At 65.6% G+C, this 13,249-nt stretch carries 14 protein-coding genes and 1 tRNA gene; 10 read left to right on the top strand and 5 right to left on the bottom strand.

The genetic code is table 11. The features are described 5' to 3' along the window. The first annotated feature begins 22 nt into the window (after positions 1 to 22). The 4 genes from LKD76_RS08365 to LKD76_RS08350 all read left to right on the top strand — a co-directional run bounded on the left by LKD76_RS08365 (position 23) and on the right by LKD76_RS08350 (position 3,125). Positions 23 to 469, top strand: coding sequence for a nuclear transport factor 2 family protein (locus tag LKD76_RS08365; RefSeq protein ID WP_227980452.1), 447 nt, complete (start codon positions 23 to 25; stop codon positions 467 to 469). A gap of 75 nt (positions 470 to 544) precedes the next feature. Next, positions 545 to 1,759, top strand: coding sequence for a DUF445 domain-containing protein (locus tag LKD76_RS32130; protein ID WP_227980451.1), 1,215 nt, complete (start codon positions 545 to 547; stop codon positions 1,757 to 1,759). A 76-nt stretch (positions 1,760 to 1,835) separates the two neighbouring features. Continuing rightward, a tRNA-Gly gene (locus LKD76_RS08355) sits at positions 1,836 to 1,911 on the top strand. A 296-nt stretch (positions 1,912 to 2,207) separates the two neighbouring features. Further along, positions 2,208 to 3,125 carry an aromatic prenyltransferase gene (locus tag LKD76_RS08350; RefSeq protein WP_227980450.1) on the top strand — a complete coding sequence of 306 codons (918 nt, stop codon included), beginning with the start codon at positions 2,208 to 2,210 and terminating at the stop codon, positions 3,123 to 3,125. A 111-nt stretch (positions 3,126 to 3,236) separates the two neighbouring features. On the opposite strand, the gene ectB is transcribed toward LKD76_RS08350, so the two are convergent. Continuing rightward, on the bottom strand, positions 3,237 to 4,493 hold the full coding sequence (gene ectB / locus LKD76_RS08345; protein ID WP_227980449.1) for a diaminobutyrate--2-oxoglutarate transaminase: 1,257 nt from the start codon (positions 4,491 to 4,493) through the stop codon (positions 3,237 to 3,239). 241 nt (positions 4,494 to 4,734) lie between these two features. On the opposite strand from ectB, the gene LKD76_RS08340 reads away from it, so the two are divergent. The 3 genes from LKD76_RS08340 to LKD76_RS08330 are packed head-to-tail and all read left to right on the top strand — an operon-like array spanning position 4,735 to position 7,521. Then, a complete protein-coding gene (locus tag LKD76_RS08340; protein ID WP_227980448.1) occupies positions 4,735 to 5,541 on the top strand; it encodes an ABC transporter permease in 807 nt (268 codons plus the stop codon). Continuing rightward, positions 5,534 to 6,355 (top strand): ABC transporter permease, encoded by an 822-nt coding sequence (locus tag LKD76_RS08335; RefSeq protein WP_308188514.1) that lies wholly within the window; start codon positions 5,534 to 5,536, stop codon positions 6,353 to 6,355. The genes LKD76_RS08340 and LKD76_RS08335 overlap by 8 nt, the downstream gene beginning before the upstream one ends. Beyond that, positions 6,352 to 7,521: an ABC transporter ATP-binding protein gene (locus LKD76_RS08330; RefSeq protein WP_227980447.1), complete on the top strand. Its 1,170-nt coding sequence runs from the start codon at positions 6,352 to 6,354 to the stop codon at positions 7,519 to 7,521. Before LKD76_RS08335 ends, LKD76_RS08330 begins: the two co-directional genes overlap by 4 nt. 178 nt (positions 7,522 to 7,699) lie before the next feature. Here LKD76_RS08330 and LKD76_RS08325 read toward each other — a convergent pair whose 3' ends face one another. After that, entirely contained in the window at positions 7,700 to 8,011 is a 312-nt protein-coding gene (locus LKD76_RS08325) for a hypothetical protein (RefSeq protein WP_227980446.1), read from the bottom strand. Between the two features lie 458 nt (positions 8,012 to 8,469). Here LKD76_RS08325 and LKD76_RS08320 point away from each other — a divergent pair, with 458 nt between their 5' ends. Further along, on the top strand, positions 8,470 to 9,012 hold the full coding sequence (locus tag LKD76_RS08320) for a DUF4254 domain-containing protein (protein ID WP_227980445.1): 543 nt from the start codon (positions 8,470 to 8,472) through the stop codon (positions 9,010 to 9,012). Positions 9,013 to 9,026: 14 nt separating this feature from the next. On the opposite strand, the gene LKD76_RS08315 is transcribed toward LKD76_RS08320, so the two are convergent. Genes LKD76_RS08315 through LKD76_RS08305 form a run of 3 tightly spaced genes read right to left on the bottom strand, consistent with a single transcriptional unit; the run spans position 9,027 to position 11,629 of the window. After that, the gene (locus LKD76_RS08315) at positions 9,027 to 9,347 is read right to left on the bottom strand and encodes a hypothetical protein (RefSeq protein WP_227980444.1); all 321 of its coding nucleotides are present in this window, start codon (positions 9,345 to 9,347) and stop codon (positions 9,027 to 9,029) included. Continuing rightward, the gene (locus tag LKD76_RS08310; protein WP_227980443.1) at positions 9,347 to 10,504 is read right to left on the bottom strand and encodes a fatty acid desaturase family protein; all 1,158 of its coding nucleotides are present in this window, start codon (positions 10,502 to 10,504) and stop codon (positions 9,347 to 9,349) included. Before LKD76_RS08310 ends, LKD76_RS08315 begins: the two co-directional genes overlap by 1 nt. Before the next feature lie 15 nt (positions 10,505 to 10,519). Beyond that, entirely contained in the window at positions 10,520 to 11,629 is a 1,110-nt protein-coding gene (locus LKD76_RS08305; RefSeq protein ID WP_227980442.1) for a ferredoxin reductase, read from the bottom strand. A gap of 169 nt (positions 11,630 to 11,798) precedes the next feature. Here LKD76_RS08305 and LKD76_RS08300 point away from each other — a divergent pair, with 169 nt between their 5' ends. Together LKD76_RS08300 and LKD76_RS08295 are read left to right on the top strand one after the other, a co-directional pair. Continuing rightward, positions 11,799 to 12,416 carry a TetR family transcriptional regulator gene (locus LKD76_RS08300; protein WP_227980441.1) on the top strand — a complete coding sequence of 206 codons (618 nt, stop codon included), beginning with the start codon at positions 11,799 to 11,801 and terminating at the stop codon, positions 12,414 to 12,416. Positions 12,417 to 12,639: 223 nt separating this feature from the next. Next, on the top strand, positions 12,640 to 13,245 hold the full coding sequence (locus tag LKD76_RS08295; RefSeq protein WP_227980440.1) for a PadR family transcriptional regulator: 606 nt from the start codon (positions 12,640 to 12,642) through the stop codon (positions 13,243 to 13,245). The last annotated feature ends 4 nt before the right edge of the window (positions 13,246 to 13,249 follow it).

Below are 13,249 nucleotides of genomic sequence, written 5' to 3'. Positions count from 1 at the left end.
CACCACCACTCGAGAGGTACCCATGTTGTCGTTGCAGGAGATTTCGGATCGGCTCGAAATCGAGGATCTGATGGTGCGGTACTCCCATGCCGTGGACAGCCGGCAGTGGGAACTGCTCGACGAGATCTTCACCGCCGACGCCTATGTGGACTACTCCGCGATGGGCGGCGCCTGCGGCGACCTCACCGAGATCAAACAGTTCCTGGCGACGGTCATGCCCCACTTTCCGGCCTTCCAGCATCTGATCAGCAATTCCTCGATCACGCTCGACGGCGACAGCGCCACCGCGCGCACCATGTGCCACAATCCGATGCTGGTCGGCGAGGAGGGCAACCAGAACCTCATGTTGTGCGGACTCTGGTATCTGGACACCTTCGCCCGCGTCGACGGGACCTGGCGCATCGCGCGCCGCGTCGAGGAGAAGAGCTACATGTTCCTGGCGGCCGGTCCGGGGACCGGCTCCCGGTAAACCCCCGGTTAGAACCTGTTACAGTTCGCGCGTGGGCCTCGACTTCTCCTCATCGATTCATCTCGGGGCGGCCGCGTGATCGCCGATTTCACCGAACACTGGCTGCTGTACTGCTCGATCCCGGTGGTTGCCGCGCTGATCGGCTGGACCACCAAACTCGTCGCCGTCGAAATGCTGTGCCGCCCCCTGGAATTCCGCGGCATCCGGCCCTGGTTCGGCTGGCAGGGCGTGATCCCGAAGGCCGCGCCGCGGATGGCGACCATCGCGGTGGATCTGATGTTCTCCCGGCTGATCGACCCGCAGGAGATCCTCGGCCGCATCGACGTCGCCGCGCTCACCACGACGCTGCGCGAACCGCTCGACGAGGCGGTCTCGCACACCGTGCACGAGCTGATGATGCGCTACGAACCGCGACTGTGGGTCACCATGCCGCAGTTCGCCCGCGAGGCGATGATCCGCCGCGTCCAGCGCGATGTGCCCGAGCTGATCGACGAGATCGTCACCGACCTGCGGACCAACCTCGACCAGATCATGGATCTGCGGTCCATCGCCATCGACACCCTCGTCAACGACAAGGCGCTGCTGGTGGAGATGGTGCGCCGGGTCGGCCACCAGGAACTGCGATTCATCGTGCGATCGGGATTGCTGTTCGGCACGCTGCTCGGTTTCGTGCAGATGATCACCTGGGCCTTCACTCATTCCTCATGGCTGATGCCGCTGTTCGGCGGCTTCACCGGCCTGGTCACCGACTGGCTGGCGCTGCAGATGATCTTCCGCCCGGTGCGGCCGTGGCGGATCATCGGCCGGATCGGCTGGCAGGGCCTGTTCCACAAGCGCCGTGAGCAGGTCTGCATCGACTACGGCGATCTGATCGCCACCGAGATCCTGACCCCGGCCAAGATGCTGGAGGCGGTACTGAACGGCGAGCGGTCGGACCGGCTGGCCTCGATTCTCGCCCGGCGGATGGACGAATTCATCGACACCCAGTCCGCGCCCGCGCAGCCGCTGGTGACGCTGGTGGCCGGTGACACGATCGCCCGGGTCAAGCGCGAGATCGTGCCCGAGATGCTCGCGTATATCCGAAGCGCCGCAGCCGGATTCGAGGACCATGCGATGCGGACCCTGGATCTGCGCAATCTGGTGATCGAGAAGACCCGGCAGCTGACCGACGACGAGTACGAGGGGTTGCTGCGCCCGGCCTTCAAGCAGGACGAGTGGAAACTTGTCGCCATCGGCGGTGTGCTCGGCTTCCTCGTCGGTGAGCTGCAAGTACATCTGCTGCTCAGCTGAAGTGCCCCGACCTGCGGATTCGCGGTTCCCCGCCGCGATCGGCTATTGTTTTCCTCGCACCGCCGCGAGGCGGAACGCGGATGTAGCGCAGCTGGTAGCGCATCACCTTGCCAAGGTGAGGGTCGCGGGTTCGAATCCCGTCATCCGCTCCACGAATCATCAGGCCGGTAGTGCCCGCAATCCTCCGCCTGCCCACCTCCTCCCCTCCGATGGCTACCGGCCGGGCGGGCGTTCGCCCAGCCCTTCTCAATCGGCAAAGCAGTCAACGGATTTCAGCTCGTGCGGGCTCCCAGCACCGGGTAGTCGCCCGGCGGCCCGAGGCCACGCCGCTGCCTAAAATGCTGTCCGCGTTCCGCATTCGACTCCGCCCGGCACGACCTGAGGTCGAGCCGAGCCGGGATCGGCGAGATCGCGCTGTTGCTCGTAGCACCCACCTCCGGGAGGACGCATGGACACCACGACCGAATCCGAACTGGACGATCTGTATGCGGCCATCGAGAAATCCGCGCGACTGGTGCACGTACCCTGCGCACGAGACGCCGTCCTCCCCGCCCTGACCGCTTACGGCTCGATGCTCGCACAGTCGGTGGTCTCGTTCAGAGTGGTCACCGAAGCACGTCGTTCGGGTGATCTCGACTATCGCTTCCTCACCCTGCCCAACGACATCGATCCCTACGACATCGCCCGGTCCGCCGAGCTGCTCCCGGAGACCGATCATCCGATCGGCACTCTGCTCGACCAGGTCCGCGAACAGTGTCCCGTCGACAGCTATGGGATCGACATCGGCGTGGCCGGCGGCTTCAAGAAGATCTGGCCGTTCTTTCCCGCCGACGGTATGCAGCGGGTAGCCGAGCTCGCCGCACTCCCGTCCATGCCGGCCGGTCTGGCCGAGCACGCCGAGATGTTCGCCCGGCACGGCTTGGCGGACAAGGTCGGCCTGCTCGGCATCGACTACCACGACAAGACCATGAACGTGTACTTCCCCGGACTTCCGGCCGAGCACTTCGAACCCGGCGCGATCGCCGCGCTGCACCGGGACGCCGGATTCGCGGACCCGAGCGACCAATTCCTCGCGCTCACCGCGAAAGCATTCGATATCTACGCCACGTTCAGCTGGGACTCGTCTCGGATCGAGCGCCTCTGCTTCCCGGTGATCACGCCGGACCCGACGGCACTCCCGGTGCCGATCGACCCACGTTTCGAGCAGCTCGTCGACTCGGTCCCGGTCAGCACGGCCGACCGTCGCTTCACCTACGCGGCCACCTCGTCCCCCGAGGGCGAGTCCTACAAATTCAGTTGGTTCTACCGGTGGCAACCCCGGATGCTGGACAAGATGAAGACATCCGATTCGTCACACCGCGGGTAGGGCGCGCGGCCCGTCGCGATGTGTACGAAGGTGCGGGATCGGGCCCCGCAGTGCAGCCCGATCCCGCGGTCGGCCCCCGGGTGTGGGACGACGGCCGACGGTCCGATCCCCTCAGGTGCGGCTACCGCACACCATGTCCACCGCGCGCGCCAGAATCGCGATCCCGGTGTCGATCTCCGAATCCGTGATCGTCAGCGGCGGAAGCAGTTTCACGACTTCGTCGCACGCGCCCGAGGTCTCCACCAGCAGGCCCTCCTCGAACGCGACCCGGCTCACCTTGCCCGCCTCGGACGCGTCGTCGAACACCAGTCCGTGCGCCAAACCTCTTCCCCGCGTGGACAATCCGCCTACCGACTCCGCGATCGCGGTCAGACCGCGGTGCACGCGCTCGCCCTGAGCCAGGGTCGAGCGTTCCAGGCGGTCGTCGCTCCAGTACCGCGTCAGAGCGGCCCGGGCGGTGACGAAAGCCGGATTGTTCCCACGGAAGGTGCCGTTGTGCTCGCCGGGCGCCCACTGATCGAGGTCGCGTTTCATCAGTACCAGCGCCATCGGCAGGCCGTAACCGCCGATCGACTTCGACAGCGCCACGATATCGGGAACGATGCCTGCGGTCTCGAAGGAGAAGAACGGGCCCGTACGCCCGCAGCCCATCTGCACGTCGTCGACGATCAGCAGGATGCCTCGCGCCGAGACCAGCTCCGACAGCCGGCGCAGCCACTGCGCGCCTGCGACATTGACCCCGCCCTCGCCCTGGACGGTCTCCACGATCACGGCGGCGGGTTTGTCGACACCGGAGGACGTGTCGTCGAGAATGCGCTCCGCCCACGCCCACTCGTCGATACCACCACCGAGGTAGCCGTCGTAGGGCAGCGGATGGGCATGGTTGAGCGGCACCCCCGCGCCCGCGCGCTTGGCGGCGTTGCCGGTGACGGCCAGCGCGCCCAGCGTCATCCCGTGGAAGGCGTTGGTGAAGTTCAGCACGGTGGTGCGGCCGGTGATCTTGCGGGCGAGCTTCAGCGCCGCCTCCACCGCGTTCGCGCCGGTGGGTCCGGGAAACTGAACCTTGTAGTCGAGACCCCGGGGAACCAGGACGAGATCACGCAGGGTCTCGAGAAAATCACGTTTGGCCGCCGTCGCCATGTCGAGTGAATGGGTGAGCCCGTCGCGGGAGATGTAGTCGATCAGCGCCGCTTTGAGGATCGGGTTGTTGTGCCCGTAATTGAGCGCACCGGCACCGGCGAAGAAGTCCAGATATTCGCGCCCCTGCTCATCACGCAACCAGGCGCCGCGCGCGGTGTCGAAAACCGTCGGCCACACCCGGCAGTATCCGCGCACATCCGACTCCAGCGTTTCGAAAACGGTGGTCATAGGCGGTCCTCAGGAGCGGGAGCCACCACGGCGACCCCAGAGTGAAACATGACTGTTTCTAACACTGCGGCCGAGTTCGCGGCAAGGTTTTGCGGAAATCCCCGATCGCCCGGCAACCTCCCGGCAGCCGCGCCGGTCCGCCGTCTCGCCGCACCGACCATACCCACCGCCCGGATCGCCGGCCGCGATACATCGAAAATCCCGCGACGAGCGGGTCGGATCGCCGTAGCCTGGAGTACTTGTGCGCGCACTCTCGGGGGTTTATCCACGTCTGTTCGGAGCCGGATTCCGGCGGCAGTGGAACTATCGCTCGGCCGTGTTCGCCGGGCTGACGGCCAATGTGGTGTTCGGGCTGATCCGCGGCTCGGTGATGCTGGCAGCGGTCCGCTCCGCACCCGGATTCGGCGGTTACACCGGCGCCTCTATCGGCGCCTATGTCTGGCTCTCCCAGGGCCTGCTGGGCGCCCTGCGGCTCATGGGCCCGCCGTCCGATATCGCCGAGCGGGTCCGCACCGGCGATGTGGCGGTAGATCTGCAACGCCCGATCGACATCCAAACCTTCTATCTGGCAACCGATCTCGGCAGCGCCACCTGCACGCTGATCCTGCGTGGACTGCCCTGTGTCGCGGTCGGCCTGATGACGGCCCAATTCGCACTGTCGGGCGGCGTCATGCCGTATCTACTCGGCCTCGTGAGCGTCTTCGCGGCCGTGGTGCTGTCACTGCTACTGATCCTCTCGGTCGGGCTCGCGGGATTCTGGCTCGTGGAGACGCGCGGGGTGCGCATGCTCTACCAGATCGTCGCCACCTTCTTCGGTGGGCTCTACGTCCCGGTGCACCTGTTTCCCGCACCGCTCGCATCGGCCGCTCGACTGACCCCGTTTCCCTGGATTCTGCAGGGGCCGATCGACGTGATGTCCGGCCGCGCAACGGGTTCGGCGGCGGTCGCGATCATCGCGGTCCAACTGCTCTGGATCGCACTGGCGGTAGGGCTCGGGCGGGTGCTGATCGCGGCCGGACGACGCAAACTGGAGGTGCAGGGTGGCTGATCTCGCAGCGCGCGGCGGACGATTGACACCCTATATGGCGGTGTTGCGCTCACGGATGCGCTCGCAGCGCGCCTATCCGCTGTCCTTCGCCGCCGATATGCTCTCGTCCCTGTTGATCGGGGTCGTCGAATTCGCCGAGATGTGGTTGATCTACCACAACGTGCCGACCTTGGGCGGCCTGAATTCGACCCAGATGCTGCTGCTGTTCGGGCTGTCCAATCTGTGTTTCGCGATCGCGCAGATCGGCGTAGGTCATACCGATACCCTGCCGACCTACATCCGGATGGGCACCCTCGACGCCTTCCACCTGCGCCCGCAACCCCTACTGCTGCAACTGATCACCAGTGACGTCTCGCTGCGACGACTCTCGCGGGCCGGTGTCGCGGCCGTCGTCCTGGTGATCGGTATGACCGCCAACCCCATCGCGTGGGACCCGGCCGCGGTCGCACTGCTGGCGCTCAGCATTCTCAGCGGGATCGCGATCTTCGCGGGCCTGTTCGTCTGCGCCGCCGGACTGCAGTTCCACCTCATCGACGGTTCGGAGCTGACCAACAGTTTCACCTATGGCGGATCCTTCGCCGCCCAGCAGCCCAGCTCGATATTTCCCGGGCCGATGCTGATGCTGTTCGGCTTCGCCGTGCCCGTGTCGTTCGTGGCCTATCTGCCCGCCATCGCCCTGCTGGGCATACCGGGGCCGCGCTGGCTGCCCGCACCGCTGGCCTGGTTCGGACCCGTTGCGGCACTCTGGGTTTGGGTCATGGCGTTGCTACTCTGGCGGATCGGGGTGCGGAACTATCAGGGAGGGGGCGGATGAACACCGTCGAAGTCTCGAATCTGACAAGACAATTCGTCCTGCGGCGCAAACAGCCGGGCAGTCGCCGGCGGCGGCGCGAGGTGCTGACGGCCGTGGACCGGATGAACTTCCGGATCGAATCCGGTTCCGCGGTCGGCTACATCGGAGCCAACGGCGCCGGGAAGTCGACGACCATCAAGATGCTCACCGGCATCCTCGTCCCGACCGCCGGCACCGTGCGGACCTGTGGACTCGACCCGGTCCGACGGCGCCGGGAGCTGGCCGGGCGGATCGGGGTCGTCTTCGGACAGCGATCGCAGCTGTGGTGGGATCTGCCGCTGCGCGAATCGTTCACGATCCTGGCCGCTATCCACCGCCTCCCACCGGCCGAGTCCCGGCAGCGGACGGCGGAACTGGTCGATCGGCTGGATATGGGCCACACCCTCGATACGCCGGTGCGGCAACTGTCGCTCGGACAGCGCATGCGGGCCGAGATCGCGGCCGCGCTACTGCATCGCCCCGAACTGCTGATCCTCGACGAACCCACCATCGGCCTGGATGTGCTGTCCAAACAGCGCCTGCGCGAATTCCTGTGCGCCGAACGCGCGGAACACGGCACCACGCTGCTGCTCACCACCCACGACATGGGCGATATCGAACGGCTCTGTGAGCGGGTCCTGGTGGTGGACCACGGCCGCCTGGCCTATGACGGAACCCTGCCGGGACTGGCGGCCACCGTCGGCGCACAGCGCGTACTCGTCGTGGATCTGGCCCTGCCCGTCGCCGAACTCACCGGTCTGGTGGGCGCGACCGTACTGTCCAGCGAGGGCGGCGGTATCCGGCAGCGCCTGGCGTTCGACCCCGAGACCACCACCGCCGCACAGCTTCTCGCCGCCATCTCGAATCAGGTCGAGGTTCGCGATCTGTCGGTGGAGGAACCCGATATCGAGGATGTGGTCCGGCGCATCTATTCCGCCGGACGCGGCGCTACCCCCGCGCCGGCGGGCGCGGGGGCAGCGGCCCGAGGATCGCTCCTCGCTACGGTTCTCGACTCAGCCGCCGAAGGAACCCGTGAACAAGGTGTTCAGCACTCCGCCGAGGGCGGCGCTGCCGGTGTCGAGAATTCCGCTCAGTGCGGCGCTACCGGTGTCGATGATGACCGGAATCATGCTTCTACCTCTCTGTAGGGGGCACAGGTCGTCGGTGACCGTGTCGGACGATCGACCGAAATCCACCCTGCGGGCCGGAACTGAGCGGCGGCTGGCCGGTAGCTGAGAGAGGCGTAAGAGCGACTGTGGGGAGTATCTCCGTAATGAAAGCGCCTGCGGCAGCGATGGGAAAACGACACCACCGCTTGCCATCCGGTTATTTGCTGTCGGCGGAGTACAGACTGATTTCGCCGCCCTCACCGAGAAAAGCGTTGACCAGCATCGTTCGCTCGGCCTGCATCTCGTCGGCATCCGGGGCGGCGGTGGTGATCGAAATCTGCGGAATGGCAGCCCAGTTCACGACATAACGTTCCGGCGGACCGGCCGCACCCGAGACATGGGCCAAGCGGAAAACCGAAACCGTACGACGTTCCATCAGATCTCGCACCACTTCCGCGATTCGCTCGGGATCCTCCAGGGCGAAAAGGAAGCCGAAGGTCAGCTCCGGCGAGGAGACATAGGCAGGCACAAATCCTCAGGCTAGCCAACCCGACTCGGCCGCGTGGGCGCCGCGCCGAATCGGTTGCCCGGTCGTCGCCGGATTTCATGATGTTTCGGCAACACGCGACACGGGTAGCCCCGACAGATCGACCGCGACCGATGAGGGATCTTCGCGATCGTGTGATCGCGGCGTAATGCGTATAACGATTCTCCGGCACCTTGGGGTGTTCGGCCTGTCAACCGTTGCGTGCCAACTCAGGACACGCTTTCCTGAATATGTCCCCGCATTCGGACTGTCTCTCGCATCGTCGCGGTTTTTCCGGTTTGTGCCCGGCTGAGGATTCGACCGAGTCTCCGTGAGCACTGTGGCAGAGGCCGGCGTCCGAGCCGACGGGACTACGCCGGAGCCGAGGGGAGCCCCTCCCCCTGATCCCTCCTCGGCCCTGGCGTAACCAATCCGACCGCTGAGGCGAGGGTGGGAATGCAATGGTGACCGCATACGCCGGTGACAACGACGGATCCGGCGCACTGCCTTCGGTGTCGGCACTGTTGCGGGCCTTCCGCTCCGCGACCGTGCCGCCCGGCGACCATCCGGTGCTAGAGGCCGCCCGACAACTGGTGCGCTGCCACGAGTCGCGCCGGCACGCCTACCGGGACGCGCACGCACCGCAGGTGTCCAGTGACCGGGTGGCCAGCTGCAGCCAGTTGGTCGACGATATCGATCGCGAACGCGCCGAACTCGTCGAAAGAATAAATACCTGGGTCGCGGACAATGTCGTCCACCGGGAGGGCGCGTCACTGCACACCGAAACTCTCGGTGCCGTCATCGATCGGATGGCCGGAAAATGGGTGTCGGCCCACCATGCCCTGGGAATCCCCGCGTCCAACTCACCGGTGCGGGAATTCCCCGCAACCGGACTCGCGGGTGAAGCGCATCTGCACTGGGTCCGGCTGGCCGAACTGGCCGACGGCTACAAGGATCTGATCACCGATATCGCAGAACACCGGCGCCGGCTGCCGGTGTTCTGAGTCGGTGGATGCGCTCAGTGCTCGGGATCGACGATTTCCACATCGGCGTCGATGACCGGCTGGACCGCGTTCACATTCGGCGTCGGCTCCGGCTCGTCGATCAGCACATCGGGCTCGGAGCGACCGGAATTCACCCCGGCCGCGGATTCCCGGTCGCGGCTCGCCGCGGTCGCGGCCTCCCGCATTTCGATGGCATCGGTGATCCAGTCACCGATTTCGCGTGTCACCTCGGACACGGTGCCGGTGATGATCGTTGCGATATTGCCGACGTGCCGTGCCCCGGACGACGTCAATTCCTGGATCAGATCCTTATTGCTCTCGAATTTCCCGATCATTACCCGCCAACCTCGCTCGGACGCTCGGACTCCCGCTCCCGCATCACGATAACACCAGGCTGCGACCCCTTCCCGACGACAGCCGGCGGCAGTGCGAGCTTGCAGATCTTCAGCCACACCGATCCGATCTGCTTGCTCAGCCGGCCCGTGTTGTAGGGCAGCCCGTACTTCTCGCACAGGGCGCGGACCTCGGGCGCGATCTCCGGGTACCGGTTGGCGGGCAGGTCCGGGAACAGGTGGTGCTCGATCTGGTGAGACAGGTTGCCGGACAGGATGTGGAACAGTTTGCTACCGGTGATATTGGCCGAGCCGAGCATCTGGCGCACATACCACTCGCCGCGGGTCTCGTTCTCGGTCTCCTCTTCGGTGAACGTCTGTACGCCCGAGGGGAAGTGTCCGCAGAAGATGATCGAATACGCCCAGATATTGCGCACCAGATTGGCCGTCGCGTTGCCGGCCAGGGTGGAGACGAACAGCGGTCCGCTCAGCAGCGGGAAGACGACGTAGTCCTTGAGGACCTGGCGACCGGCCTTGCGGATCTGTCCCTTGGCCAGGCGCTTGATATCGGACCACTTGCGCTGGCCCTTGACGATGTTGTCGGCCTCGAGGTCGTGCAGCATCACACCCCACTCGAACAGCAGCATCAGCGCCAGCGCGTACACCGGATTGCCCAGGTAGTACGGGTTCCACTGCTGCCCCTCGTCGATGCGCAGCACACCGTAGCCGATATCGCGGTCGCGCCCGTGGATATTGGTGTAGGTGTGGTGCATGTAGTTGTGCGAGTGCTTCCACTGATCGCCCGGGCAGACGTTATCCCATTCGAACACACGGGAATTCAGGCCGGGTTCACGCATCCAGTCCCACTGGCCGTGCATGACGTTGTGGCCGATCTCCATGTTGTCGAGGATCTTCGACAGACTCAGCGCCGCGACCCCGGCCAGCCAGAACGGCGGCAGGAAACCCAGATACATCAGTCCGCGACCGGCGACCTCGAAACCGCGCTGCGCCTTGATGATCGAATAGATGTATTCGCGGTCACGCTCTCCCAGGTCGGCGGTGATGCGGTCGCGTAGCGCGTCCAGCTCGCGGCCGATCGCCTCGACCTGATCCGGTGTCAGGATCAGCGGTCCGTTGTCGGTTTCGGTAAGTATCGTCATAGCTGTTCTCCCCTTTCAGATTTCGATGTCGACATCGCCGACCGCGGCGCTGACGCACAGCTGGATCGGCTGGTCGGGATCGTTGTCGAGTTCGCCACTGCGCAGATTGCGGGTGCAGCCGGATCGCTTGATCGCGGTGCAGGAGAAGCAGATCCCCATCCGGCAGCCGAATTCCGGGCTCAGACCGGCGGATTCGGCCTGCTCCAGCAGGCTGGCGCCGGTGTTGTCGGATCGCTTTCCGCTCGCCGAGAAGGTGGTGACGCCCTCGACGTCGGTGGTGTCGGCAGGTGCCGCGGTGAGGACGAACTCCTCGCTGTGCAGGCGATCGTCGAGTTCCTCGGCCTGGTAGATGCGGCGTACGGTCTCCATGAGGGCGGGCGGGCCGCAGACGTAGGTGTGGGCGGTGGCGAAATACGGTGCGATGCGCGCCAACTCGTCGTAGTCGAGGAATGTGGCGCCCGGCACGGTGGCGCAGGTCCACGGCGCGCCGTCGAGCCGCTCGGACCGGCCCAGTTCCGGATAGCCGAGCACGATGTCGACATTGTCGAAGCGCCGGGCGATGTCTTCGAGCACATCGCGGTGCGGCACCTCCTCGGGCGACCGCGCGTAGTGCAGGAATACGACCTCGCCCGGATATCCCTCGGCGGCCAGCGTGGACAGCATCGACAGCACGGGGGTGATCCCACTGCCGCCGCTGATCAGCACCAGCCTGTCCGGACGTTGCTCGGGGAGCCGGAACACCCCCGAGGCGGGAGCGAGGTCCACGACCATGCCGCGCTTCGCGTGCCGGTGCAGATATTGCGAGACCAGGCCGTCCGGATGCGCCTTCACGGTCAGGGTGAGGGTGCGGCGCGGGCCGGACTCCGCGTCGATCGGCGAGTAGCACCGGGTGTGCTTCACACCGTCGATCAGCACGCCGACCTGCACGAACTGTCCCGCTTCATGCCCGGACCACTGCCGGGTCGGACGCAGCGACAAGGTCACCGAGCCGGGTACCCGTCGATCCACGCCGACGATCTCGGCCCGCATATCGCGCAGGGTCAGTGTCGGGCGCACCAACTCCAGATATCGGTCGAGCGGGTGCGGTGAGGTCAAAGTCTGGACCAGATCGAGCAGTCCCACCATGGATATCCCCAGCCTTCGTCGGGATGAGCATGTACACCGAATTTCGGTGCACATCTGTACACTGAACTAGTGTGCCTGGCGGTACCGCAATTGTTCAACCTGCATCTGATGTGACCGATGCAACATCTCCATGAATGGACCGATCGTGAACGGATGTATGCTCAGCGAAATGAGCGAGCAGGCCGAAACCCGAATCGAGCGCAAGGAGCGCACGCGTCGAGCACTGCTGGAGGGCACGCTGACGCTGGCCGCCGAGCGCGGCTTCGCCGCCCTGAGTCTGCGCGAGATCGCCCGCTCGGCCGGAATCGTCCCCACCGCCTTCTATCGCCACTTCGAATCCTTGGACGAATTGGGGACCACGCTCGTCGACGAGGGGGTGCGGCAGATGCGTCTGGCGCTACGGCAACTGCGCCGCACCCCGGACGCGCGGCTGGCCGAGACGGTGCGCTTCGTGTTCGCGCAGATCGCCGGGCGCGAGGATCTCTACGGATTCCTCATTCGTGAACGACACGGCGGATCGCCCGCGTTGCGCACGGCCATCGCGGCGGAAATGCAGTTGATCACCAGAGAATTGGTCGTCGACATGTCGCGGGTGCCGGCGCTGGACGCCTGGCCGACCGATGATCTGGAACTCGCGGCCGATCTGATCGTGTCCACCGTCGCCGACCATATCGCCGATTTCGTCGCCGCTCCGCTGCGCGACCGCCCCGATCTCGTCGATCGCACCGTCGGACAGGTGCGGATGATCGCCCTGGGCATGGCCGCCTGGACGCCGCACTCCGCCTGATCGGGCGGTGGCGAGGGCAGTCCTCACCCGGTGATACAGAAGGGCACCCCTCGAACCTTTCGGCGACGCGAGGTGCCCTTCCCGTATCCGAGATAGTGCAGAGCACCGCGGGTGATGATACCCAAACAAGTGACCATTCACAGGATTCTCGGTGCATTGATTCCCCAGGTCGGGGATATGCACCACGTTGCATAGTACATCGGGTATCGGTTAACCTCACCCCATGGCCCTCGAACACGCGCTGCTGGTATCGCTGAGCGAGCGGGCCGGTTCGGGGTACGAACTGGCGCGCCGATTCGACAAATCCATCGGATTCTTCTGGAGCGCAACGCATCAGCAGATCTACCGCGTGCTCAAACGCATGGAGGAACGCGGCTGGGTCAGCGGTGAGGCGGTCGCGCAGGACGGCCGCCCCGACAAGAAGGTCTACACCGTCAGCGCGGACGGTCATGCGGAGCTCGCGCGCTGGATCTCCGAGCCCACCGACGATATCGGCCCGCTCCGCAGTGAATTGGGCGTGAAGATCCGCGCCGCCGCGCACGGCGATCTCGATGCCGTGTGCGCCGAAGTGGCGCGCCATCGCGATCAGCACGCGCAGCGGCTGGACCTGTACCGCCGGATGGAGAAGAAGGACTTTCCCGCCCCGGATCAGCTCACCGGCACCACGCTGTATCAATACCTGGTGCTGCGCGGCGGGATCCGCGTGGAGGCCGGATTCGTCGAATGGTGCGACGAGGTCCTGGCCGGCCTGCGGGGCGGAATTCCCGCAATGTCGCCGACCGATCCGGAAGCCACAGCCCCGCAACCGGATTCCGTTCCCGAAAGGTGAGCTC

Origin of the sequence: Nocardia spumae (assembly GCF_020733635.1) — a bacterium.
Classification (GTDB): Bacteria; Actinomycetota; Actinomycetes; order Mycobacteriales; family Mycobacteriaceae; genus Nocardia; species Nocardia spumae.
This window is presented reverse-complemented; position numbering and strand designations above follow the sequence as displayed.

Bases quoted from the DNA above. Each gene is read 5' to 3' on its own strand.
- LKD76_RS08365 (WP_227980452.1), top strand. From the start codon at position 23: ATGTTGTCGTTGCAGGAGATTTCGGATCGGCTCGAAATCGAGGATCTG.
- LKD76_RS08350 (WP_227980450.1), top strand. From the start codon at position 2,208: ATGGACACCACGACCGAATCCGAACTGGACGATCTGTATGCGGCCATC.
- ectB (WP_227980449.1), bottom strand. From the start codon at position 4,493: ATGACCACCGTTTTCGAAACGCTGGAGTCGGATGTGCGCGGATACTGC.
- LKD76_RS08330 (WP_227980447.1), top strand. From the start codon at position 6,352: ATGAACACCGTCGAAGTCTCGAATCTGACAAGACAATTCGTCCTGCGG.
- LKD76_RS08320 (WP_227980445.1), top strand. From the start codon at position 8,470: ATGGTGACCGCATACGCCGGTGACAACGACGGATCCGGCGCACTGCCT.
- LKD76_RS08315 (WP_227980444.1), bottom strand. From the start codon at position 9,347: ATGATCGGGAAATTCGAGAGCAATAAGGATCTGATCCAGGAATTGACG.
- LKD76_RS08310 (WP_227980443.1), bottom strand. From the start codon at position 10,504: ATGACGATACTTACCGAAACCGACAACGGACCGCTGATCCTGACACCG.
- LKD76_RS08305 (WP_227980442.1), bottom strand. From the start codon at position 11,629: ATGGTGGGACTGCTCGATCTGGTCCAGACTTTGACCTCACCGCACCCG.
- LKD76_RS08300 (WP_227980441.1), top strand. From the start codon at position 11,799: ATGAGCGAGCAGGCCGAAACCCGAATCGAGCGCAAGGAGCGCACGCGT.
- LKD76_RS08295 (WP_227980440.1), top strand. From the start codon at position 12,640: ATGGCCCTCGAACACGCGCTGCTGGTATCGCTGAGCGAGCGGGCCGGT.